The 22126-nt window shown below is 71.0% G+C and carries 18 protein-coding genes and 1 tRNA gene; 14 read left to right on the forward strand and 5 right to left on the reverse strand.

Annotated features, from left to right (window positions below; all coding sequences use genetic code 11):
* Positions 1 to 143: 143 nt before the first annotated feature.
* A complete protein-coding gene (locus tag ACF1FZ_RS12860) occupies positions 144 to 1697 on the reverse strand; it encodes a potassium/proton antiporter (protein ID WP_391773403.1) in 1554 nt (517 codons plus the stop codon).
* Between the two features lie 317 nt (positions 1698 to 2014).
* Between ACF1FZ_RS12860 and ACF1FZ_RS12865 the strand changes: the two genes are divergently transcribed.
* Complete coding sequence (locus tag ACF1FZ_RS12865; protein WP_391773404.1) at positions 2015 to 4759, forward strand: penicillin acylase family protein; 2745 nt, start codon at positions 2015 to 2017, stop codon at positions 4757 to 4759.
* Here ACF1FZ_RS12865 and ACF1FZ_RS12870 read toward each other — a convergent pair.
* On the reverse strand, positions 4746 to 5354 hold the full coding sequence (locus tag ACF1FZ_RS12870) for a 5-formyltetrahydrofolate cyclo-ligase (protein ID WP_391773405.1): 609 nt from the start codon (positions 5352 to 5354) through the stop codon (positions 4746 to 4748). The genes ACF1FZ_RS12865 and ACF1FZ_RS12870 overlap by 14 nt on opposite strands.
* A 106-nt stretch (positions 5355 to 5460) precedes the next feature.
* Between ACF1FZ_RS12870 and galU the strand changes: the two genes are divergently transcribed.
* The 8 genes from galU (at position 5461) to ACF1FZ_RS12910 (ending at position 12036) form a co-directional block, all read left to right on the forward strand.
* Positions 5461 to 6363, forward strand: coding sequence for a UTP--glucose-1-phosphate uridylyltransferase GalU (galU, locus tag ACF1FZ_RS12875; protein WP_391773406.1), 903 nt, complete (start codon positions 5461 to 5463; stop codon positions 6361 to 6363).
* Between the two features lie 4 nt (positions 6364 to 6367).
* Positions 6368 to 7678, forward strand: a complete 1311-nt coding sequence (gene glp, locus ACF1FZ_RS12880; protein ID WP_391773407.1) for a gephyrin-like molybdotransferase Glp — start codon at positions 6368 to 6370, stop codon at positions 7676 to 7678.
* A gap of 125 nt (positions 7679 to 7803) precedes the next feature.
* On the forward strand, positions 7804 to 8304 hold the full coding sequence (gene moaC / locus ACF1FZ_RS12885; protein ID WP_391773408.1) for a cyclic pyranopterin monophosphate synthase MoaC: 501 nt from the start codon (positions 7804 to 7806) through the stop codon (positions 8302 to 8304).
* Complete coding sequence (locus ACF1FZ_RS12890; RefSeq protein WP_391773409.1) at positions 8301 to 8825, forward strand: molybdenum cofactor biosynthesis protein B; 525 nt, start codon at positions 8301 to 8303, stop codon at positions 8823 to 8825. Before moaC ends, ACF1FZ_RS12890 begins: the two co-directional genes overlap by 4 nt.
* A 17-nt stretch (positions 8826 to 8842) precedes the next feature.
* Positions 8843 to 9472, forward strand: a complete 630-nt coding sequence (locus ACF1FZ_RS12895; protein ID WP_391773410.1) for a GNAT family N-acetyltransferase — start codon at positions 8843 to 8845, stop codon at positions 9470 to 9472.
* A gap of 124 nt (positions 9473 to 9596) precedes the next feature.
* Entirely contained in the window at positions 9597 to 10715 is a 1119-nt protein-coding gene (gene glpR, locus ACF1FZ_RS12900) for a gephyrin-like molybdotransferase receptor GlpR (protein WP_391773411.1), read from the forward strand.
* A gap of 86 nt (positions 10716 to 10801) precedes the next feature.
* Positions 10802 to 10875: transfer RNA gene (locus tag ACF1FZ_RS12905), tRNA-Ala, on the forward strand.
* A gap of 375 nt (positions 10876 to 11250) precedes the next feature.
* Positions 11251 to 12036, forward strand: coding sequence for an SAM-dependent methyltransferase (locus tag ACF1FZ_RS12910; RefSeq protein ID WP_391773412.1), 786 nt, complete (start codon positions 11251 to 11253; stop codon positions 12034 to 12036).
* Here the strand turns inward: ACF1FZ_RS12910 and ACF1FZ_RS12915 are convergent.
* Positions 12033 to 12518 (reverse strand): GNAT family N-acetyltransferase, encoded by a 486-nt coding sequence (locus ACF1FZ_RS12915; protein WP_391773413.1) that lies wholly within the window; start codon positions 12516 to 12518, stop codon positions 12033 to 12035. The two genes, ACF1FZ_RS12910 and ACF1FZ_RS12915, sit on opposite strands and share 4 nt — an antisense overlap.
* A gap of 50 nt (positions 12519 to 12568) precedes the next feature.
* On the opposite strand from ACF1FZ_RS12915, the gene ACF1FZ_RS12920 reads away from it, so the two are divergent.
* Positions 12569 to 13387: an exodeoxyribonuclease III gene (locus ACF1FZ_RS12920; RefSeq protein ID WP_391773414.1), complete on the forward strand. Its 819-nt coding sequence runs from the start codon at positions 12569 to 12571 to the stop codon at positions 13385 to 13387.
* 511 nt (positions 13388 to 13898) lie between these two features.
* Here ACF1FZ_RS12920 and ACF1FZ_RS12925 read toward each other — a convergent pair.
* Positions 13899 to 14540: a MerR family transcriptional regulator gene (locus ACF1FZ_RS12925; RefSeq protein ID WP_391773547.1), complete on the reverse strand. Its 642-nt coding sequence runs from the start codon at positions 14538 to 14540 to the stop codon at positions 13899 to 13901.
* A 169-nt stretch (positions 14541 to 14709) separates the two neighbouring features.
* Here ACF1FZ_RS12925 and ACF1FZ_RS12930 point away from each other — a divergent pair, with 169 nt between their 5' ends.
* The 4 genes from ACF1FZ_RS12930 (at position 14710) to ACF1FZ_RS12945 (ending at position 18354) form a co-directional block, all read left to right on the forward strand.
* Positions 14710 to 16230, forward strand: coding sequence for a flavin-containing monooxygenase (locus ACF1FZ_RS12930; protein WP_391773415.1), 1521 nt, complete (start codon positions 14710 to 14712; stop codon positions 16228 to 16230).
* Complete coding sequence (locus ACF1FZ_RS12935; protein WP_391773416.1) at positions 16227 to 17177, forward strand: alpha/beta fold hydrolase; 951 nt, start codon at positions 16227 to 16229, stop codon at positions 17175 to 17177. The genes ACF1FZ_RS12930 and ACF1FZ_RS12935 overlap by 4 nt, the downstream gene beginning before the upstream one ends.
* Positions 17174 to 18058, forward strand: coding sequence for an SDR family oxidoreductase (locus tag ACF1FZ_RS12940; RefSeq protein ID WP_391773417.1), 885 nt, complete (start codon positions 17174 to 17176; stop codon positions 18056 to 18058). The genes ACF1FZ_RS12935 and ACF1FZ_RS12940 overlap by 4 nt, the downstream gene beginning before the upstream one ends.
* Before the next feature lie 86 nt (positions 18059 to 18144).
* On the forward strand, positions 18145 to 18354 hold the full coding sequence (locus tag ACF1FZ_RS12945) for a hypothetical protein (RefSeq protein ID WP_391773418.1): 210 nt from the start codon (positions 18145 to 18147) through the stop codon (positions 18352 to 18354).
* Positions 18355 to 18652: 298 nt separating this feature from the next.
* Here ACF1FZ_RS12945 and ACF1FZ_RS12950 read toward each other — a convergent pair whose 3' ends face one another.
* Positions 18653 to 22000, reverse strand: a complete 3348-nt coding sequence (locus tag ACF1FZ_RS12950) for a S41 family peptidase (RefSeq protein ID WP_391773419.1) — start codon at positions 21998 to 22000, stop codon at positions 18653 to 18655.
* Between the last annotated feature and the right edge of the window lie 126 nt (positions 22001 to 22126).

Genomic DNA, 22126 nt, shown 5'->3' on the forward strand with positions numbered 1-22126 from the left:
CGACCGCCATACGGTCGCGCCAGCTCTGCATCAGACAGAGTTGGTCGATCAGGTTCGAATCGTGTGGATCATGGGATCCGGTCCTTCATCTTACAGGCCGCTGCCCCTGGGGGCCTGCGATCCTCCACAGGGGCCGCCCCCGGTCAGTGGGGGGCCCGTCTGCCGCCCGCCTTCTCACCCGGGCGGTTCTCGCCGCCCTTGCCCAGCTTCCTGGCCAGTTTCGCGAGGTGCGGCCCGTGCGCCGAGCCGCTGTTCTGCCGGCCCGCACCGTCGGTGCCCAGCCAGCCGGCCAGCTTGCCGCCCTCACCGATCGCGCGCAACCGTGCCTCGGTCGCGTCACGCACGGGGTCGGTCGCGACGACCAGCAGCTCGTCCCCGCGGCGCAGCACGGTCGAGGGAGCGGGGACGAAGCTCTTCCCCTCCCGTACGACGAGGGTGACCGCGGCCCCGGCGGGCAGCCGGAGTTCCGCGACCTCCACGCCGTGCATCTTGGACCTGCCGGGAACGGCGACGGACAGCAGATGACCGCGCAGCCGCTCCAGGGGGGCCGACTCGATGCCGAGGTCCGCCGTTTCGGACGGGTCCTCGGAGATCTTCAGGGCCCTGGCCAGCCAGGGCAGCGTCGGTCCCTGGATCAGCGTGTAGACGACGACGAGCACGAAGACGATGTTGAAGACCCGGGTGCTGCCCTCGATGCCGGAGACCATGGGAATGGTCGCCAGGATGATGGGGACGGCGCCGCGCAGTCCGGCCCAGGACATCAGGGCCTTCTCGCGCTTGGGCAGGCGGAACGGCGCGAGGCTGATGAAGACCGACAACGGCCGGGCCACGGCGGTGAGGACGAGTCCCACGATCATGGCGGGCCAGAAGTCGGCGATCAGGTCGTGCGGGGTGACCAGCAGGCCGAGCAGGACGAACATGCCGATCTGCGCCAGCCAGCCGAGCCCGTCGGCGAAGCCCCGGGTGGCCGGCCAGTGCGGCAGCTTGGAGTTGCCGAGGACCATCGCGGCCAGGTAGACGGCCAGGAAGCCACTGCCGTGGGCCATGGCGCCCGCGGCGTACGCGGAGACGGCGATGGCCATGACGGCGATCGGGTAGAGCCCGGACGCGGGCAGCGCCACGTGGCGTATCCCGAGGGAGCCGAGCCAGCCCACCGCGAGACCGATCGCGGCACCGATGGCCAGCTCCAGGGCTATCTCGCCGACGAGCACGTACCAGTGCTCCACGGGGCCGGCGGCGGAGAAGGCCACCACCAGGATGACCACGGGGGCGTCGTTGAAGCCGGATTCGGCCTCCAGGACGCCGGTGATCCGGGAGGGGAGGGGGACCTTGCGCAGGACGGAGAAGACGGCCGCCGCGTCGGTGGAGGAGACGACGGCGCCGATGATCAGGGCCTGCCGCCAGTCGAGACCGACGAGGTAGTGCGCCGCACTCGCGGTGACGCCCACGCTGATGCCCACGCCGACGGTCGACAGCGCGGCCGCCGCCGGCAGCGCGGGTCTGACTTCCTTCCACTTCGTGCCCAGGCCGCCCTCGGCCAGGATGACGACCAGGGCGGCGTAGCCGATCACCTGGGTCAGCTCGGCGTTGTCGAACTTGACGTCGAAGATGCCGTCCTGCCCCATGGCGATCCCGATGCCGAGGTACAGGAGCAGGCTGGGGAGCCCGCTGCGGGACGAAATGCGCACGGCCGCCACGGCGACCAGCAGGACGACCGAGCAGACGAGCAGAAGTTCGTTGAGCGCGTGGACAGTCAGGGTCCGTTCCTTCCCTGCGTAGGAGCATCCGGCAATCGGGGGACGGGAGACGGATGCTCTGAGCCCTCCGGATCGGCCTCCGGCGGCCAGTACTTCGTTACCTTACCTAATCTTTAACGCTTTCTTGACGCCTTCGAGTGTTCGTGCGAACCGGTGCGCAAATGGATGCATCCCCCTACCGCGTCCGAGTGGCTTCGGCGGGGCGCCTATGGTTGCTCCTGCACTCCCAGGACCACCCTGCCCCTCGAAGGACAGCGATGCCCGCCAACACAACCGCCCCTCCCGGGCCTTCCGACGCGAAGAAGGCCGGCAGGAAGAAGGGGCGACGCGCCCGCCTGCTCGTGATCGTCCTGGTGCTGGCGCTCGTCGCGGGTGTCGGCTACGGCGCGTTCTGGTCCGTTTCCACGGTCCGGGCCTCTTACCCGCAGACCACCGGCTCGATAGACCTCAAGGGTCTGACCGGCGACGTCACCGTCGAACGCGACGACCACGGAATCCCGCAGATCTACGCGGACACCGACAGCGACCTCTTCCGTGCCCAGGGCTACGTACAGGCCCAGGACCGCTTCTGGGAGATGGACGTACGCCGCCACATGACGTCCGGACGCCTCTCCGAGATGTTCGGCGCCGGCCAGGTCAAGACCGACTCCTTCCTGCGCACGCTGGGCTGGCACAAGGTCGCGCAGAAGGAGTACGACAAGGTCCTGGACGAGGACACCAAGAAGAACCTCCAGGCGTACGCGGAGGGGGTGAACGCCTATCTGGACGGCAAGGACGGCAAGGACCTCTCCGTCGAGTACGCGGCGCTCGGCCTCACCAACGACTACAAGCCCGCCGAGTGGACCCCGGTCGACTCGGTCGCCTGGCTGAAGGCGATGGCCTGGGACCTGCGCGGGAACATGCAGGACGAGATCGACCGCTCGCTGCTGACCAGCAGGCTCAGCAAGAAGCAGATCGAGGACCTGTACCCGGACTACCCGTACGAGAAGAACAAGCCGATCGTCGAGCAGGGCGGGGTCTCCCCGGCCACCGGAAAGTACGACCCGGAGGCCGAGCCGTCGGACGAGTCCGGCTCGCAGACCGCCGAGGGTGCGACCGAGGGCCTGAACGCCCAGCTCTCCGCGCTCTCCGACACCCTGGACGAGATCCCGGCGCTCCTCGGCCCCAGCGGCAACGGCATCGGTTCGAACTCCTGGGTCGTCTCCGGCAAGTACACGACGACCGGCAAGCCGCTGCTGGCCAACGACCCGCACCTGGCGCCTCAGCTCCCCTCGCTCTGGTACCAGATGGGTCTGCACTGCCGGCAGCTCTCGGAGACCTGCCGGTACGACACGGCCGGTTACACGTTCTCCGGGATGCCCGGTGTGATCATCGGTCACAACCAGGACATCGCCTGGGGCTTCACCAATCTCGGAGCCGACGTCACCGACCTCTTCCTGGAGAAGGTCTCGGCCGACGGCTACCTGTACGACGGCAGGACCCGGCCCTTCATCACCCGCGAGGAGACCATCAAGGTCGCCGGCGGCAGGAGCCGGAAGATCACCGTCCGCGAGACCGACAACGGTCCGCTGGTCTCCGACCGCAACGACGAGCTGGCGAAGGTCGGCAAGAAGGCCCCTGTCGGCAACAACGCGCCCGACCGCGGAGACGGTTACGGGATCTCCCTGAAGTGGACGGCGCTGGACGCGGGCAAGTCCATGGACGCGGTCTTCGAGCTCAACCGGGCCGAGGACTTCGAGAGCTTCCGGAAGGCGGCCGCCCACTTCGAGGTGCCGTCGCAGAACATGATCTACGCGGACACCAAGGGCAACATCGGCTACCAGGCGCCGGGCAGCATCCCGGTCCGCAAGCAGGGCGACGGCACGGAGCCGAGCCCCGGCTGGAGCCCGGAGTACGGCTGGGAGAAGGAGTTCATCCCCTTCGACGAACTGCCGTACGAGTACAACCCGGAGCGCGGTTACATCGTCACCGCCAACCAGGCGGTCATCGGTGACGGCTACGCGCACATGCTCACCGAGGACTGGGGCTACGGCGCCCGCAGCCAGCGGATCAACGACCTGATCCAGAAGAAGATCGACGGCGGCGAGAAGATCTCGACCGACGACATGCAGACCATGCAGATGGACAACCAGAGCGCGATCGCCACGCGGCTGGCGCCCGAGCTGAAGAAGATCAGCATCTCCGATCCGTACGTCCGCGAGGCACAGAAGCTGCTCGACGGCTGGGACTTCACCCAGGAGCCCGACTCGGCTGCAGCCGCGTACTTCAACGCCGTCTGGCGCAACATCCTGAAGCTGGCCTTCGGCAACAAGCTGCCCAAGGAGATGCGGGCCAAGGGCGACTGCGTCTACGTGGAGCCCGTCGCCGGCACCGGACCCGTGGACGAGCAGGACAAGCTCGTACGCGAATGCGGTCAGCGCGCCCCGGACGCGGCGCAGCCGGACGGCGGCGACCGCTGGTACGAGGTGGTCGAGAGCATCCTGGACGACCAGGACAACGAGTGGTGGAAGGTCCCGGCCAGGGGGCGCGAAAGTGCCGTCGACAGCCGTGACCAGCTCTTCGCCCGCGCCATGGAGGACGCGCGCTGGGAACTGACCGCCGAGCTCGGCAAGGACATCACCACCTGGAGCTGGGGCAGGCTGCACCAGCTGACCCTGCGCAACCAGACGCTCGGCACCGAGGGGCCGGACCTCCTGCAGCGGGCCCTCAACCGGGGCCCCTGGGACCTCGGCGGCGGTGAGGCGGCGGTCAACGCCACCGGCTGGAACGCGGCCGGGGGTTACGAGGTCATCTGGGTCCCGTCGATGCGGATGGTCGTCAACGTGGGCGACTGGGACAAGTCCCGCTGGATCAACCTCACCGGCGCCTCCGGGCACGCCTTCAGCGCGCACTACACCGATCAGACCGACAAGTGGGTCGACGGCGAACTGCTCGACTGGTCCTACGGCAGGGAGGCGGTGAAGGAGTCCACGGTGGACACCCTCACGCTCAGGAAGCCCTAGGCCGGTCCCGGTTCCGGGGCGGGAAGCGCCGTGCTCCGGCGGGCGTGACCACGGCATCCACGAGGTGGTCGTGCGGTTCCTCGGGAACCCGCGCGACCACCTCGTCGTCGTGGAGCAGGACGACCAGGGCGGGGTGCGCCCCCGCCGCCGCGAGCCGGGCCAGCACCCTGTCGTAGCTGCCGCCGCCGCGTCCCAGCCGCATCCCGCGCCCGTCCACGGCCAGCCCCGGCAGCAGAACCACGTCCGCGTCCAGGACGGCCTGTGGCCCGAGGCGTACGCCGTCCGGCTCCAGCAGGCCCCGGCCGGCGGGTTCGAGGTGCTCCGCGCCCTCGAACACGGCCCAGTCCAGATCGTTGTCCGCCATGAGCACCGGCAGCAGCACGCGGACCCCCCGTGCTCGCAGAGCGTCCAGGAGCGGGCGGGTTCCCGGTTCGCGTCCCACGGAGACGTAGGCCGCCACGGTGCGGGCCGCGGCCAGTTCGGGAAGATCCGCAGCGGTCACGGAGAGAACCGCGGCGGTCCTTGCGACGTCTTCCGGGGTGAGAAGTGCCCGCGCGGCGAGCAGCTCACGCCGTAGTGCTGCTTTTCGTGACATGTCATGGTTCAACGGGTGCTCACATAACTCGTCTATATGGATGTATGAGAACGAAGTTAACCGGACGCTCATCTTCCGCCCATACGTAACGGTTACAGTTCTGCGCATGACTCAGTCGCGCCCCAGGATCAGCAAAGCTGTCATCCCAGCTGCAGGTCTCGGCACCCGGTTCCTGCCGGCCACCAAGGCCACTCCCAAAGAGATGCTGCCTGTCGTCGACAAGCCCGCCATCCAGTATGTCGTCGAGGAAGCGGTCACCGCCGGTCTCTCCGACGTACTGATGATCACCGGTCGCAACAAGCGTCCCCTGGAGGACCACTTCGACCGGAACTACGAGCTGGAGTCCGCGCTGACCCGCAAGGGGGACGACGAACGGCTGTCCAGGGTGCAGGAGTCCAGCGACCTGGCCACCATGCACTACGTACGCCAGGGTGATCCGCGCGGTCTCGGGCACGCCGTCCTCTGCGCCGCGCCGCACGTCGGCGACCAGCCGTTCGCCGTCCTCCTCGGTGACGACCTCATCGACCCGCGCGACCCCCTCCTCTCCCGGATGGTCGAGATCCAGGAGCGCGAGGGCGGCAGCGTCGTCGCCCTGATGGAGGTCGACCCCGCGCAGATCCACATGTACGGCTGTGCGGCCACCGAGGCGTCCACCGACAGCGACGTCGTCCGGGTCACCGGGCTCGTGGAGAAGCCCGACCCCGCCGAGGCGCCCAGCAATCTCGCCGTCATCGGCCGCTACGTCCTGGATCCGGAGATCTTCGACATACTGCGACGGACCGAGCCCGGACGGGGCGGCGAGATCCAGCTCACCGACGCCCTCCAGCTGCTGGCCGGGGACGAGGAGGCCGGCGGCCCCGTGCACGGCGTCGTCTTCAAGGGCCGCCGTTACGACACCGGTGACCGAGGCGACTATCTGCGTGCCATTGTCAGACTCGCGTGCGAACGTGAGGACCTGGGCCCGGACTTCCGGACCTGGCTGCGCAGTTACGTCACCGAGGAGTTGTAACAGCTTGAGCAGCACGATCTGGTCGGTGGACGAGCACCTGGACGACATCCTCGCCGCGGTGAAGCCGCTCGAACCCCTCGAGCTGCAACTGCCCGACGCCCAGGGCTGCGTCCTGGTCGAGGACGTCGTGGTGGAAGTCGCCCTGCCACCCTTCGACAACAGCTCGATGGACGGCTATGCCGTCCGGATCTCCGATGTCGAGGGCGCCAGCGAGGAGTTCCCCGCCGTCCTCACGGTCGTCGGCGACGTCGCGGCGGGTGACGAGGGCCTGGCCGAGGGCCGGTCCGTCGGTCCGGGCGAGGCCGCCCGCATCATGACCGGTGCTCCGCTGCCCGCGGGCGCCGAGGCGGTCGTCCCGGTCGAGTGGACCGACGGCGGCACGGGCGGCGGTCCCGTCACCGCCATGCGGGCCCGCAGCGACGCCCCGGAGGGGGCGAGCGGCGAGGTCCGCATCCACCGCCCGGTCAAGCCCCGCGCCCATGTCCGGGCCAAGGGAAGCGACGTACGGCCCGGTGACCTGGCGCTGCGCGCGGGTTCGGTCGTCGGGCCGCCGCAGATCGGCCTGCTCGCCGCGATCGGCCGCTCCACGGTGCGGGTGCGGCCCCGTCCGCGCGTCGTCGTGCTGTCCACCGGGAGCGAGCTGGTGCAGCCGGGCGAGGAGCTGACCGGCGGCCGGATCTACGACTCCAACAGCTTCGCGCTGACGGCCGCCGCCCGGGACGCCGGGGCCATCGCCTACCGCGTGCCGGCGGTCGCTGACGACGCCGAGACGCTGCGGTCGACGATCGAGGACCAGCTGATCCGTGCCGACATCGTCGTCACCACGGGCGGTGTGAGCGTCGGCGCGTACGACGTGGTCAAGGAGGCCCTGTCGTCCGTGGGTGACGAGGACGAGGCCGGCAGCGGCATCGACTTCCGCAAGCTCGCGATGCAGCCGGGCAAGCCGCAGGGGTTCGGTTCGATCGGCCCCGACCACACACCGCTGCTGGCGCTGCCCGGCAATCCGGTCTCCTCGTACGTCTCCTTCGAGCTGTTCGTGCGGCCGGCGATCCTGACGCTGATGGGCCTCGAGGACGTCCACCGCCCGAAGGTGCGGGCCACGCTCAGCACCGGCGAGGCACTCGCCTCGCCGGCCGGCAAACGCCAGTTCCTGCGCGGCAGCTACGACGCGGAGGCGGGCACCGTGACACCCGTCGGGGGGCCCGGATCGCATCTGATCGCCGCCCTCGCCCAGGCCGACGCGCTGATCGTGCTGCCCGAGGACGTCACGTCAGCCGAGCCCGGCACGGAGACCGAGGTGATCCTCCTCCGCTGACTCCGGCGCGGTGGCGGTACGGTATCTGGCGCTGTGCCTTACCGGGGGAAGCCCCCGGGCCCCTCGGTCCGCGCCCCGCGCGGCGCGGGCGGGCAACCGGCCGCCCTACCGCTAGGCGGAGTGAGTTGAGTACGCAGAACAGACTGACGCACATCGACGAGGCGGGCGCCGCCCGCATGGTCGACGTGTCGGAGAAGGACGTCACGGCACGTGTCGCCCGGGCGAGCGGCCGGGTCCTCGTGTCACCGCGTGTCGTCGGACTCCTCAGGGGCGAGGGCGTCCCCAAGGGCGACGCCCTCGCCACCGCGCGCATCGCGGGAATCATGGGGGCCAAGCGCACCCCGGACCTGATCCCGCTCTGCCACCCGCTCGCCGTCTCCGGTGTGAAGGTCGACCTGAGCGTCGCCGACGACGCGGTGGAGATCCTGGCCACCGTGAAGACCACGGACCGCACGGGGGTCGAGATGGAGGCCCTGACCGCCGTGTCGGTCGCCGCGCTCACGGTGATCGACATGATCAAGGCGGTCGACAAGAGCGCGGTGATCACGGACGTCCGGGTCGAGGCGAAATCGGGCGGCAAGTCCGGTGACTACCGGCGCCCCGCACCGGAGGGGGCGGACGCATGACCGCGCCGGGCAGCCCTCCCGCCACCGGTGGGCACCGGGCCCTCGTTGTGACCGCTTCCAACCGCGCCTCCGCCGGTGTGTACGCCGACAAGGGCGGCCCTCTCATCGCCGAGGCCCTCACCGGTCTCGGGTTCGCCGTCGACGGCCCGCAGGTCGTGCCCGACGGGGACCCGGTGGAAGCAGCCCTCCGGGCAGGGGCGGCCGCGGGCTACGACGTGATCGTCACCACCGGCGGTACGGGCATCTCGCCCACCGACCGCACGCCCGAAGCCACCCGCAGCGTCCTGGACCGTGAGATCCCGGGCATCGCCGAGGCGATCCGTGCCGAGGGCCGGGACAAGGTCCCCACCGCCGCGCTCTCCCGCGGTCTCGCGGGCGTCGCGGACCGCACCCTCATCGTGAACCTGCCCGGCTCGACCGGTGGCGTGCGCGACGGGCTCGCGGTCCTGAGCAGGCTCCTGGTGCACGCCGTCGACCAGCTGCGCGGCGGCGACCACCCCCGACCGGGGAGTCCGAGCTGAACGTACGGACCTGGCCGGTGATCCTGACCGACGGCGCCGTCACCCTCCGGCCGATGAAACTGCGCGACCGGAACACGTGGCGCGAGGTCAACCGGCGCAACCGGGAATGGCTGCGCCCCTGGGAGGCGACCGTCCCGCCGCCGGCCCCCGGCGGCCCGGTGGCCCAGCGCCCCACTTACCGTCAGATGGTCCGTCACCTGCGCACCGAGGCCCACGCCGGCCGGATGCTGCCTTTCGCCATCGAGTACGAGGGACGTCTCGTAGGGCAGTTGACGGTGGCGGGCATCACCTGGGGCTCGATGTGCTCGGGCCATGTCGGCTACTGGGTCGACCGGAGCGTGGCGGGCCGCGGTGTGATGCCGACGGCGGTGGCGCTGGCCGTCGACCACTGTTTCCGGACGGTCGGACTGCACCGGATCGAGGTGTGCATTCGGCCCGAGAACGGCCCCAGCCGAAGAGTCGTGGAGAAACTCGGATTCCGTGCGGAGGGACTGCGTCCACGCTATCTGCACATCGACGGGGCGTGGCGGGACCATCTGGTCTTCGCCCTTACCGCGGAGGAAGTGCCCGACGGGCTGCTGCGGCGTTGGCACAGGGTGCGGCCCGGTGCGCCCGGATCGTCACACTCGTCCGAGGAAATGAAATAAGTGTTCGAATTTAATCGCTCTCCGACGGTAATCAGCCTCACTTTCGGCGACCGCTGACCCGAACAATCACAAAAAAAGTCCGTCATATCAGCCGGATCGTGCGACACACCGGGCCAATTGGCGGATGCCGCCGTGCAAACACCTCTACGGTGTGAGCGTGAGCAGCAGCGGCCTGATCTACGCAGTCATTGTCGGGGCCTGGGCCGCCTACTTGGTGCCGATGTGGCTCCGCAGGCAGGACGAACTCAATGAGGCCCGTCCGACGGAACGCTTCAGCACCGCCATCCGGTTGCTGTCCGGACGGGCGGCCATGGAGCGCCGTTATGCCAAGGAGCTACGGGAGCGGGATGCCGAGGAGGCGCCTGGCGACGTCGACCCGGATGCCGTCACGGACGTGATCGAGTCCGTCGACGTCCGGGCCTTTTCCGCGCCCCCGGCACATACGGAAGCGCGGTTGCGCGACCCGGCGCACGACCGGCCGGGCCGTCTGGCGCCCGTGCGGCGCCGGCGCCCTTCCGGCGCGGAGTCCGAGCGCGAACGCCGACGGCGTTCGCAGGTTCTGGCGCGCCGTCGGCGCACCACCACGGTCCTGTTCATGGCCTTCACGCTCGGTGCGGTCGTCGCGGCGGTGGGCGGCCTCCGCTTCCTGTGGGCGCCGGCCGTTCCGGCCGTGCTGCTGAGCGCGTACATCGTGCATCTGCGCACCCAGGAGCGCCGTCGGTTCGTCTTCACCATGGACCGGCGCCGGGCCGAGGTGGCCGCGCAGCGGCTGCGCGAGAACCGCACCCGCAGGCACCAGCCCGCGTCCTCGGCGCCGCCCGAGTCCGACGAGGAGCCCGAAGCACCCGCGCCCGCTCCCGCGGTCTCCCCCCAGGAGGCGGGCCGCCGTGCCCTCGTCGAGCAGACGGACCACGCGGAGTGGGTCGACCAGCAGCGCGAACGCGGACCGGCCCAGGGCGACAGCTGGGAACCGGTACCGGTCCCGCTGCCGACCTACGTCACCGCCCCCGTCGCCCCGCGTGCCACGGGCGGGGTGGAGGTCGGCGACCCGGAGACCTGGAGCGCGGCCCGATCCAGCCCGGCCGAGCCCACCCGGACGGGCAGTCACGACACCACCACCCCCGCCGCCGACCCGGCCCCGCGCCGCCGCGGCAGCGCGCCCAAGCGCACCCGTGACCGCGGCCGGACGCCTCTCTTCGACCAGTACGACGACGAGGGCCGGCCGCGCGCGGCCAACGAGTGAGGCCGGCGGGGACCCGACTCGGTGACCTGCCGGGATACGGATTTCCGAGCACCCCGATGAGGGTGCTAGAGTTTCACTCGTTGCAAGGGCCTGTGGCGCAGTCTGGTAGCGCACCTCGTTCGCATCGAGGGGGTCTGGGGTTCAAATCCCCACAGGTCCACCGCACACAGAGATCCCGCCCGATCGAAAGATCGGGCGGGATCTCTGCTTTCCGGAAGTCTGTGCGACAGGTCCGGACGTCGGCCGGAATCAGCCCGCGCACCTGTCGAGCACGAGGCCGGGGCGCCCGGCACGAACGCCTTGGTCTCGCGCGACGCCACGATCGGCCACGACGGTTTCGGGCCCTCGACGAGGCTGCCGGTCCCCCTGATTCACGGCCGCCCCCCTCAACCGCACGCCGGGGGCGGCTTCCGCCGGTGTGACCGCCCGGTAATCTGGGTCGTCCTCGCTCACCCGCCCCGCCGGTGACCGCTGTTGAGGGCCGCGTCGGCCGGGTGCGGGTCGCCTGTTCGTGGTTCCGTCTGGAGGGCGCACTGTGACAGCAGGTATACCCAGCTCCCCGATCGACACCGGCAAGCCGCACCCGGCACGGGTCTACGACTGGCTGCTCGGCGGGAAGGACAACTACCCGGTCGATCAGGAGGTCGCCGAGAAGCTGCCCGCCGAGGCGCGGGCGAACGCGGCGCGGAACCGGGCGTTCATGCACCGGGCCTCCGCGTGGCTGGCGCGGCAGGGCGTCGACCAGTTCCTGGACATCGGGACCGGCATCCCCACCTCGCCGAATCTCCACCAGATCGTGCAGGCCGTCAATCCGGGTGCCAGGGTCGTCTACGCGGACAACGACCCCATCGTCCTGCGCCATGCGGAAGCATTGCTGGTGAGCAGTCCCGAGGGCGCGACCGACTACGTCCACGCGGATGTGCGGCAGCCGGAGGAGATCCTCGAACGCGCGTCCCGGTTGCTCGACTTCGGGCGGCCGGTCGCGTTGTCCCTCATCGCGCTGATGCACTTCCTGCCCGACGAGCAGGATCCGTACGGCATCACCCGCACGCTTGTCGGGGCGCTGCCGTCGGGGAGCTGGCTGGTCCTCTCGCACGGGACCGCCGACCAGCACCCGGAGCTCGAGCGGGAGACGGAGTCCGCGTACAAGAAGGGTGCGATCGCGCTGCGCATGCGGACGCGTGAGGAGGTCCTGCCCTTCTTCGAGGGGCTGGAGCTCGTCGAACCGGGGCTCGTCACGGCACCCGAGTGGTACCGGGAGGAACCGGCGCCGGTGTACGGGCGGAGCGGGTTCCACGTGGGCGTGGCGCGAGTGCCCTAGGGGGCCGAAAGCGGCTTGGCCATGCAGATGCTGCTGTCGTACGTACGGTAGTACCCGAACTTCTCGCAGCGTGTGTAGCCGCTCGACGTGTAGAGCGCGATCGCCTCGGGCTGCTGGTTCCCGGTCTCCAAGACCATGCGGGTGCGGCCCGCCGCGCGGGCGTCGGCCTCCAGGGCGGCGAGGATACGGCGCGCGAGGCCCTGGCCGCGGCCCTCGGGGATCACGAACATCCGCTTGATCTCGGCGTCACCGTCCGAGTAGCCCTCCTCGTTCTGCTCCTGGCTGCGCCAGCCGCCGGTGGCCAGGGGGCGGTCGTGCTCGTCGTACGCGAGCAGATACAGTCCGCGAGGCGGATCGAACATCGTGGCGTCGAGCGGCGTGACGTCGCCCCCGTCGCCGTAGCGCTCGGCATATTCGAGCTGCACCAGGTCGTTGAGTTTGACGGCGTCGGGGTGGTCGAAGGGCCGAGGTTGGATATTCATGCGACATATCGTACATGTATGCAGCACGTGTGTGTAGGTACTGTATCGGGATGCTGACTGTTACCTCCGTGAACGTGAACGGGCTCCGTGCCGCCGCGAAGAAGGGCTTCGTCGAGTGGCTGGGGCAGACCGCCGCCGATGTGATCTGCCTCCAGGAGGTCCGCGCGGAAGCGCAGCAGCTCCCCGAAGAGGTGCGTGAGCCCGGGGGCTGGCACGTCGTGTTCGCCCCGGCCGCGGCCAAGGGACGCGCGGGGGTCGCCGTCTACACGCGGCACGCGCCGGAGCGTGTCCAGATCGGGTTCGGCGGGTTCGGAGTCCCGGGGAGTGAGGAATTCGACACCGCCGGCCGCTATGCCGAGGTCGATCTCCCGGGGGTGACGGTCGCCAGCCTCTATCTGCCCTCCGGCGAGGTCGGTACGGAGAAGCAGGAGGAGAAGGAGCGCTTCATGGCGGCCTTCCTCCCCTATCTCCAGGGGTTGAAGGGGCGGGCGGCCGCCGGGGGGCGTGAGGTGGTCGTGTGCGGGGACTGGAACATCGCCCATCGCGAGGCCGATCTGAAGAACTGGAAGGCGAACAGGAAGAGCTCCGGCTTCCTCCCCGAGGAGCGGGAGTGGCTGTCCCGGGTGTTCGACGAGGCGGCGTACGTGGACGTGGTGCGCTCGCTGCATCCGGAGGAGGAGGGGCCGTACTCCTGGTGGTCCTACCGCGGCAGGGCCTTCGACAACGACACGGGCTGGCGGATCGACTACCAGGTGGCCACCCCCGGCCTGGCCGGCCGTGCAGTGAAGGCCTGGGTGGAGCGCGCCGCCGCACACGGCGAGCGGTGGAGCGACCACGCACCGGTGACGGTCACCTACGGACGGCCGTGACACATCGGCCGGTGGCCGCCGCCAGGGTGTCGGCCTGCGCCCTGGTGGTCCGGCTCCCGCCCTGCCCGGATCCCGTTCGGCAAGACGCTGGATCGTCGGGCGCGCCCGCCTCACGGTGACGCCGCGAGCGATCGCCCGTCAGGGCCTGCCGTGCCCGTCGAGGCCTGTGAACCGCCCTGCCGCCTGGCTGGCTTCACCACGGTTCGGACCCTGGGCCAGGACGGCCGCGGCGAGACCGGCGCACGCGTGGGGGGCCTGGTGAAGAACGTCCCCGGGGATCCGGGGACGGACCACGCGCGGACTTCCGGCGGGCTGGGCGTCACCGTGGGGTACTTCCGTGACGCCGGCGCGCCCGGGGAGTGGCGGACCGGCGCCGAGCACCGTGAGGCGCGGAAGCGCGGGCGGGCCGAGCGGTACCGGAGCTGCACACCGCACGTGGCGAAGGCGGACCGGAGTCGCGGGTTCGTGCGACCCCCGGCGCCGCAAGGGCCGACGGCGGGGTGACCGGGCGTCACTCCTGGGGATCGTCCGGGGCCTCGTCCTCGCGCAGCCTGCGGTCCAGCGCCATCGACAGCTCGGCGTCCACCACCGCCTGGGCGAGCGTGCGCAGTTGCTCCGGCTCGGTCTGCGAGGTGTGGGCGCGCAGGACGCGTACGAAGAGATCGGCGAGGGCGTCGGCGTGCTCGCGTACCCGGCGGCCCGCGGAGAGTACGGCGTCGAGCGGGACCCCGGCCCGCACCAGCTCCGACGAAGCCTCCAGCAGGCGCCGGCTGATGTGGACGATCTCGTCGCCGTCGACGCCGAGATAACCCAGCTCCATGGCGGCGGCCAGGTTCTCGGCCGTGGCCTGGTCCTGGAAGTAGTCGGCGAGTCGCTCGGGCGTGAGCCGGACCGGGGTCTCCTCGGTCGGTTCGCCCAGGCCCAGTACCTCGGCGACGTCGCGGCCGCTGTCGAAGGTGGCGGCGAGGTCGGCGATGCCGTTGAGGGTGTGCCCCCGCTCCAGCAGGCCCGTGATGGTGCGCAGCCGGGCCAGATGGTGGTCGTCGTACCAGGCGATGCGGCCTTCGCGGCGGGGTGGCTGGATCAGGCCGCGCTCCCGGTAGAAGCGCAGGGTGCGCACGGTGATGCCGGCCTCCCCGGCCAGCTCCTCCATGCGGTACTCACGGTGCTCGCGTCCTTCAGCCACACCCGCACCCTATGTTGTACCGCCGGTAACTTTCCTCGGTCCGACCCCTACCCATCAGTACGAGGCTGCTCTACCCTCCCAACCATGCCAGTGATTGCTGGCAGAGTCGTGGCACGTACCGCGGGGAGGCGGCAGCATGGCCCAGCACGAGCACATACGAGTGGCGGTGATCGGATCCGGATTCGGGGGCCTCGGGGCCGCGGTCCGGCTCCGCCGCGAAGGCATCACCGACTTCCTGGTCCTCGAACGGGCCGGCGCCGTGGGCGGCACCTGGCGGGACAACAGCTACCCGGGTTGTGCCTGCGACGTACCGTCCCACCTGTACTCCTTCTCGTTCGCCCCCAACCCGGACTGGCCGCGCACCTTCTCCGGACAGCAGCACATACGGGCCTACCTGGAGCACGTGGCCGACACCTTCGGACTGCGCCCGCACATCAGGCTCGATCACGAAGTCACGGTCATGCGCTGGGACAACGACGAGCTGTACTGGGTGATCGAGACGGCGAACGGCTCCACGATCACCGCCGACGCGGTCGTGTCCGCCACCGGCCCCCTCTCCGACCCGAAGCTGCCGGACATCCCGGGGCTCGCCGACTTCCCCGGCAAGGTCTTCCACTCCGCCCGGTGGGACCACGACTACGACCTGAGCGGGAAGCGCGTCGCCGTGATCGGCACCGGCGCCTCCGCGATCCAGATCGTCCCCGAGATCCAGCCGAAGGCCGGCCGGCTCACCCTCTTCCAGCGGACCCCGCCCTGGGTGATGCCGCGCATGGACCGGGCCATCAGCGGTGCCGAGAAGCGGCTGCACCGCGCGCTCCCCTTCACGGCCACCGCGCGTCGCGGACTCCTGTGGGGCATAAGGGAGTTGCAGGTGAGCGCCTTCACCAAGCACCCCGACCAGCTCGGGCTCGTCGAGACGATAGCCAAGTCGAACATGGCCAGGGCCATCAAGGACCCCGCGCTGCGGGCCAAGCTGACCCCCTCGTACCGCATCGGCTGCAAGCGCATCCTGCTCTCCAACGCCTACTATCCGGCGCTCGCGCAGCCGAACGTGGACGTGGTCGCCTCCGGCCTGTCCGAGGTGCGGGGTTCCACCCTGGTCGGTTCGGACGGTACGGAGACCGAGGCCGACGTGATCATCCTCGGCACGGGCTTCCACGTGACGGACATGCCGATCGCCACCCGGGTCGTCGGCGCGGACGGCATCACCCTCGCCGAGTCCTGGAAGGGCGAGATGCAGGCGCTGCGGGGCGCTACCGCGGCCGGCTTCCCCAACTGGATGACGATCATCGGCCCCAACACGGGTCTCGGGAACTCCTCCATGATCCTCATGATCGAGTCCCAGCTGAACTACATGGCCGACTTCCTGCGCCAGCTGGACGTCCTGGGCGGGCGCGTCGCGCTCGACGCGCGGCCCTCCGCCGTCGGTGCCTGGAACCAGCGGGTCCAGGACCGGATGAAGCGGACCGTCTGGAACACCGGCGGCTGCACCAGCTGGTACCTCGACGCCAACGGGCGCAACACCACCGTCTGGCCGGGGACGACGGCCGAATTCCGGCGGGCCACACGCTCGGTCGACCTGGGTGAGTACGACGTCATCCGTCCCCCCGTCACCCGCTCGGCGGCACGGACCGTGGCCGGGGAGGCCGCACGATGAGCCGGCTGACGCGTCTCACGAACACCCCGCCCGTGCCCGCGCGTGAGCTGGACGTCGTCTCCGCCGACGGCTCGCGCATCCACGTCGAGCTGCACGGTCCCGAGGACGCGCCCGCCGTCGTCCTGGCCCACGGCTGGACCTGCAGCACCCGTTTCTGGGACGCCCAGGTGCGTGACCTGGCGGTGGACCACCGGGTCGTCGTCTACGACCAGCGGGGTCATGGGCGTACGCCCGAGGCCGGACCGGACGGCTACAGCACGCGTGCGCTGGCCGACGACCTCGAAGCGGTCCTGAAGGCCACGCTCGGGCCGGGGCGGAAGGCGGTGCTCGGCGGGCACTCCATGGGCGGGATGACGCTGATGGCCGCCGGGGGCCGCGACGCCGTGCGGGAGCACGGGGCGGCCGTACTGCTGTGCAGCACCGGCAGTTCACGGCTGACGGCCGAGTCGCTGGTCCTGCCGCTGCGGGCCGGAGCCTTCCGCACCCGGATGACCACGGCGGTCCTCGGCGCGCGGGCGCCCCTCGGGCCGGTCACCGCGATGTCGAAGGTGATCCTCAAGTACGCCACGATGGGGCGCGGTTCTGCCCCGGAACGGGTGGACGCCTGTGCCAGGATCGTCCATGCGTGTCCCCGCAGGGCACGTGTCGCCTGGGGGCACGTGCTCGCGGAGCTCGACCTCGAGGCGCGTCTGCCGGAGCTGCGGCTGCCGACCGCGGTGATCGCGGGCGCCGAGGACCGGCTGACGCCGCCCGTGCACGCGAGGGCCATAGAGGCGGCGTTGCCGGACAGCCTCGGGCTCACCGTGCTGGCGGGTACCGGCCACATGACGCCGGTCGAGGCACCCGAGGTGGTCACGGCGAAGCTCCGCGAGCTGGTGGCCCTGTACGTCACTGTGGAAGGTGCGGGAAGCGCGGCGGCAGCCGTGCGTGAGGAGGAGGTCGCATGAGCGGCAGGCGGAGTCTCGAAGGACAGGTCGTCGTCGTCACGGGCGCGGCGCGCGGGGTGGGCGAACTGCTGGCGCGGAAGCTCTCCGCGCGAGGCGCCACGCTGGCACTGGTCGGCCTGGAGCCGGACGAGCTGAAGAAGGTCTCGGAACGGCTGCACTCGGACAGCGACCACTGGTACGCCGACGTCACCGACCACGAGGCGATGAGCCGGGTCGCCGAGGAGGTCAAGGCACGCTTCGGCAAGATCGACGTCGTCGTCGCGAACGCGGGTGTCGCCACCGGCGGTCCGCTCGTGGACTCCGACCCGGTGGCGTGGCGGCGGGTCATCGAGGTGAACCTGATAGGTGGCGCGGTGACGGCACGGGCGTTCCTGCCGGTGCTGATGGAGAGCCGTGGCTACTTCCTCCAGATAGCGTCGCTGGCCGCGATCACCCCGGCGCCGATGATGAGCGCGTACTGCGCGTCCAAGTCGGGTGTGGAGGCGTTCGCGCACTGCCTGCGGGGCGAGGTCGGCCACCGGGGCGTGAAGGTCGGTGTCGGCTACCTGTCATGGACCGACACGGACATGGTGCGCGGCGCCGACGAGGACGACGTCATGCGGGAGTTGCGGCAGCGGCTGCCGTGGCCGGCGAACCGCACCTACCCCCTGGGCCCGGCGGTCGACCGGATCGTGGCCGGGATCGAACGGCGCTCCCCGCACGTGTACGCCCAGTGGTGGCTGCGGGGGATGCAGTCGGTCCGGGGGTACCTGCCCGCGGTGGTCGGGACCGTCGGGCAGCGGGAGATGAAGCGGTTCGGGTCCCGCCTCGAGGGGGTGGGCAAGGGGCTCGTGGGGGCCGGCGGCGAGGCGGACCAGAAGGCGCGAGTCCACCGCGGGTGATCGAAATGCGGTGAATGTCTGGGTGTGTAAGTCTGAGCGAGGCCCCACCGGGGCTGGCCCCACGCACCCACATAGGAGTGAACAGCATGGGTATCGCAGACCAGTTCAAGGACAAGGCGCAGGAGCTCGCCGACCAGGCCAAGCGGCAGAAGGCGGGCGGCAAGCGGGACGAGGCGCGTGAGCGTTCCTCCGACCGTCCGGGCCGCGCCTCGGACCAGGCGCGGGACCGTCGGCCCGGCGCGCGGGACCGGGCGCAGGACGCGGCGGACAGGACGCGTGAGCGTTCCGAGCGCTGACGGCCGACGCGTCTGACGTCTGCGGTCTGTTGGGGCGTACCCGGGGTGCCGGGTACGCCCCTCCCGCATGCGGGATGCGGGATGCGGCGTGCGGGGTACGCGGAGCGGGGTTTTCGGGGCTCTGCCCCGGACCCCGCTCCTCAAGCTCCCCCAGGCTTCGTCCGGGAGGACCTCCGAGGGGCTTGCGGTGGCCGAGCGCGGAGCCGTGGAGGGGGTGGGTGCTGCTGTGCCGGGGAGTGCCCCTGGGAGCTGCGGCCCCCGGCCGGAGGACGCCCCCTCGGCCGGGAGCGCCCCGGTGTCACCTCGGGGGGAGTGGAGGCCTGCGCAGGTTCGGGGCCGTGTCGTAGGCGGGGGGTGCGGCCGCCGGGTGGGCCGCCAGGAGGTCCAGAGCCACCCTGACAGCGTCGTCCAGCACCGCGTGGCGTCCCTCCGCCCAGTCCAGCGGGGTGCGCAGCGCCTCCAGGTCGGGCTCGACGCCGTGGTTCTCGACGGACCAGCCGTACGTGTCGAACCAGGCCGCGTTCATCGGCACCGTGATCACCGTGCCGTCCCCGAGCCGGTGCCGCCCCGTCATCCCGACCACGCCGCCCCAGGTGCGCTGGCCCACCACCGGACCCAGCTTCAGCAGCCGGAACGCGGCCGTGATCATGTCCCCGTCGGAGGACGTGGCCTCGTCGGCGAGGGCCACGACCGGCCCCCGGGGCGCGTTGGAGGCGTAACTGACCGCCTGGGCGTGGCGGGTGAGGTCCCAGCCGAGGATCGTGCGGGTGAGCTTCTCGACGACCAGCTCGCTGATGTGGCCGCCCGCGTTGCCCCGTACGTCCACGATCAGTGCGGGACGCGACACCTCCAGCCGCAGATCGCGGTTGAACTGGGCCCAGCCGGAGCCGCCCATGTCGGGGATGTGCAGGTAGCCGCACTTACCGTGGCTCAACTCCCTTACGACATCACGGCGTTTGGCCACCCAGTCCTGGTAGCGCAGTGGACGTTCGTCGACCAGCGGGACGATCGCGATGCGGCGGGACCGGCCGCCGCGCTCGCCCCCGGGAGGGCGGAACGTCAGCTCCACCGTGGTGCCGCCCGCCGCGGTCAGCAGCGGGTACGGCCCGGCCACCGGGTCGACGGGCCGGCCGTCGACGTGGGTGAGGACGGCCCCCTCCCGGATGCCCGTGCCGGCGAGCGGTGAACGGGCCTTGGAGTCGGAGGATTCGCCCGGCAGGATGCGCCGCACCGTCCATTCGCCGTCCCGGCACACGAGGTTGGCGCCCAGCATGCCGATCGCCCGCTGGTAGTGCGGAGGGCCCTCGTTGCGGCGGGCGGGGGAGACGTACGCGTGGGAGGTGCCCAGCTCACCGAGGACCTCGCGCAGGAGATCGGCGAACTCGTCGGGGGACGCGACCCGTTCGACGAGCGGACGGTACTGCTCCAGTACGCCGTCCCAGTCGATGCCGCACATGTCCGGTTCCCAGAAGTAGGAACGGATGATGCGCCCCGCCTCGCCGTACGCCTGGCGCCACTCGGCCGCCGGGTCGACGTCGTGCAGGATGCGGCGCAGGTCGAGGAAGACCGTCGTGTCGTTGTCGCCGGACTCGTTGGACGGTACGGCGCGCAGCTCGCCGTCGTCCATGACCACGAGCCGGGTCGCGTCCCCGCTGACCGCGAACCAGTCGAGGTGGCCGACCAGTTCGGTCCTGCGGGCCTTGGCGATGTTGAAGTGCTCCAGGGTGGGCCGGCCCGACATGTCCGCCGGATTCGCGAACGTCTCGCCCAGCGCCCCGGAGATCGGCCAGCGCAGCCAGACGAGGCCGCCGCCGCTGACCGGCTGGAGCGCCGAGTACTTCGACGCGGAGACCGGGAACGGGGTCACCCTGTTCTCCAGCCCTTCGAACTCCACCATGACCGTCGGCCCCTCGACCGGGCCTTCGGCGATGTCCACCGGGTCCAGGCCGCCCGCCGCGGGCCTGCCGTCCGGGAGGAGGGCGAAGGGCGAGGGTGTGGCGGAGGAGAGGGGGACCAGATAGGGGCGGCAGCCCAGCGGGAAGGAGAGGTCGCCGGTGTGGACGTCGTACACCGGGTCGAACCCGCGCCAGGAGAGGAAGGCGAGATAGCGGCCGTCGCCTGTGAAGACGGGGTTCTCGTCCTCGAAGCGGCCGTTGGTGACATCGACTGTCACCGGGGCGTCCGGGCCGGTGATCCGGGCCAGTTTGATCTGCCGCAGCGCCCGGCCTACGCCGGGGTGCGACCAGGTCAGCCAGTGGCCGTCCGGGGAGAAGGCCAGATCGCGCACCGGGCCGTTCACGGAGCGGATGAGTTCGGTGACCCCGGTTCCGGCTCCGGGCACCCCGGCCCCGGTGGTTCCGGCGCCGGCTCCCGTGCCCTCGGCTCCGGCCTCCGTGTCCGTCGCCGTGTCCAGCAGCAGCAGCCGGCCGTCGTTCGACGCGACGGCCAGCCGCTCGCCCTCCGGGTCCGAGGTGAGCTCCTGCACTCTCCCCAGCTGCCCGGCGGCCAGTCTGCGGGGCGGGCGCCCGCCGCTGGCCCGTGGCAGACAGGCGATCTCGATCGCGTCATCACCCTCCGCGTCCGTGACGTACGCGACCTGGCCGCTGCTGCCGAGCATCTCCGGCAGCCGGACCCGCACCCCCGGGGTGTCGGCGATCGTACGGGCGGGGCCGTCACGATGGGTGAGCCAGTACAGGCTGCCGCGCACGGAGACGGCGCTCGCCCGGCCCGTCTCGTCGACGGCCAGCGAGTCGACGTGGCTGGACGCCGGTACCTGGTACGTACGCCGGCCCGTCCGCGGTCCTCCGAGCCGCACCTCCAGCTTCCGGGGTGCCGCGTCCGGCGACTCCAGGTCCTCGACCACCCACAGATCACCGGCGCACTGGTAGACGACTCTGCTGCCGTCGCTGGAGGCGTGCCGGGCGTAGAACGCGTCGTGGTCCGTGTGGCGGCGCAGATCGCCGCCGTCCATCAGGCAGGAGTACAGATTGCCGACGCCCTCGTGGTCGGAGAGGAAGGCGATCCGGCGTCCTACGAACATCGGCGTGTCCAGGTGCCCGCCTATGTCCGGCAGCAGCCGCTCGCCGTGCAGCCACAGCCGGCCCGTGGCACCGCCCCGGTACCGCTTCCAGGCCGCCGGCTCGTGCGGCGGCTTCCCGGTGAGCAGCAGGGTGCGCCGGGTGCCGTCGATGTCGGCGACCGCGATGTCGGACACGGGCCCCCACGGGAGCTTGCCGCCGGGGCTGCCGTCGGTGGGAACGCTGTACGCCCAGGAGAAGTACGAGAACGGCTGGTTGTGCGAGGAGACGGCGAGGATCTGGGACGAGTCGCCGGGGTCGGGACTCCAGCCGCAGACCCGGGCGTCGGCCGAGCCCCAGTAGGTGAGCCTGCGGGCGGGCCCGCCGTCGACGGGGACGAGGTGGATCTCCGGATCGAGCGTGCGCCAGGTCGTGTAGGCGATACGGCTGCCGTCGGGCGAGAAGCGCGGATGACCGACCCTGGTCCGGTCGACGGTCAGCCGCCACGCCCGGCCGGGCCGCTGCCCCGCCGGGGCGAGAGGGGCGACCCAGAGGTCGTCCTCCGCCGCGAAGCAGAGCAAGTCCTCGTGGAGGTGCGGGAAACGGAGATACGCGACGTCGTCACTCACCCTTCAATGCTTTCCGCGTGAGGGGTCCGCGGCAACTTGTGGTGCGAAAACAAGGGGAACAGGGCTGCCCCGGCTTCCTGCCCCGGCCGTCGCGTCCTTCTTCGGGGCCTTCACGGTGCGCGTCAC

This window comes from Streptomyces sp. NPDC014623 (genome assembly GCF_043088245.1).
Lineage (GTDB): Bacteria > Actinomycetota > Actinomycetes > Streptomycetales > Streptomycetaceae > Streptomyces.

What these genes read in the sequence shown, in the direction of transcription:
- ACF1FZ_RS12865 (WP_391773404.1), top strand. Translation starts at nt 2,015, where the DNA reads ATGCCCGCCAACACAACCGCCCCTCCCGGGCCTTCCGACGCGAAGAAG.
- ACF1FZ_RS12870 (WP_391773405.1), bottom strand. Translation starts at nt 5,354, where the DNA reads ATGTCACGAAAAGCAGCACTACGGCGTGAGCTGCTCGCCGCGCGGGCA.
- galU (WP_391773406.1), top strand. Translation starts at nt 5,461, where the DNA reads ATGACTCAGTCGCGCCCCAGGATCAGCAAAGCTGTCATCCCAGCTGCA.
- ACF1FZ_RS12890 (WP_391773409.1), top strand. Translation starts at nt 8,301, where the DNA reads ATGACCGCGCCGGGCAGCCCTCCCGCCACCGGTGGGCACCGGGCCCTC.
- glpR (WP_391773411.1), top strand. Translation starts at nt 9,597, where the DNA reads ATGCCGCCGTGCAAACACCTCTACGGTGTGAGCGTGAGCAGCAGCGGC.
- ACF1FZ_RS12915 (WP_391773413.1), bottom strand. Translation starts at nt 12,518, where the DNA reads ATGAATATCCAACCTCGGCCCTTCGACCACCCCGACGCCGTCAAACTC.
- ACF1FZ_RS12920 (WP_391773414.1), top strand. Translation starts at nt 12,569, where the DNA reads ATGCTGACTGTTACCTCCGTGAACGTGAACGGGCTCCGTGCCGCCGCG.
- ACF1FZ_RS12925 (WP_391773547.1), bottom strand. Translation starts at nt 14,540, where the DNA reads ATGGAGGAGCTGGCCGGGGAGGCCGGCATCACCGTGCGCACCCTGCGC.
- ACF1FZ_RS12930 (WP_391773415.1), top strand. Translation starts at nt 14,710, where the DNA reads ATGGCCCAGCACGAGCACATACGAGTGGCGGTGATCGGATCCGGATTC.
- ACF1FZ_RS12935 (WP_391773416.1), top strand. Translation starts at nt 16,227, where the DNA reads ATGAGCCGGCTGACGCGTCTCACGAACACCCCGCCCGTGCCCGCGCGT.
- ACF1FZ_RS12940 (WP_391773417.1), top strand. Translation starts at nt 17,174, where the DNA reads ATGAGCGGCAGGCGGAGTCTCGAAGGACAGGTCGTCGTCGTCACGGGC.
- ACF1FZ_RS12945 (WP_391773418.1), top strand. Translation starts at nt 18,145, where the DNA reads ATGGGTATCGCAGACCAGTTCAAGGACAAGGCGCAGGAGCTCGCCGAC.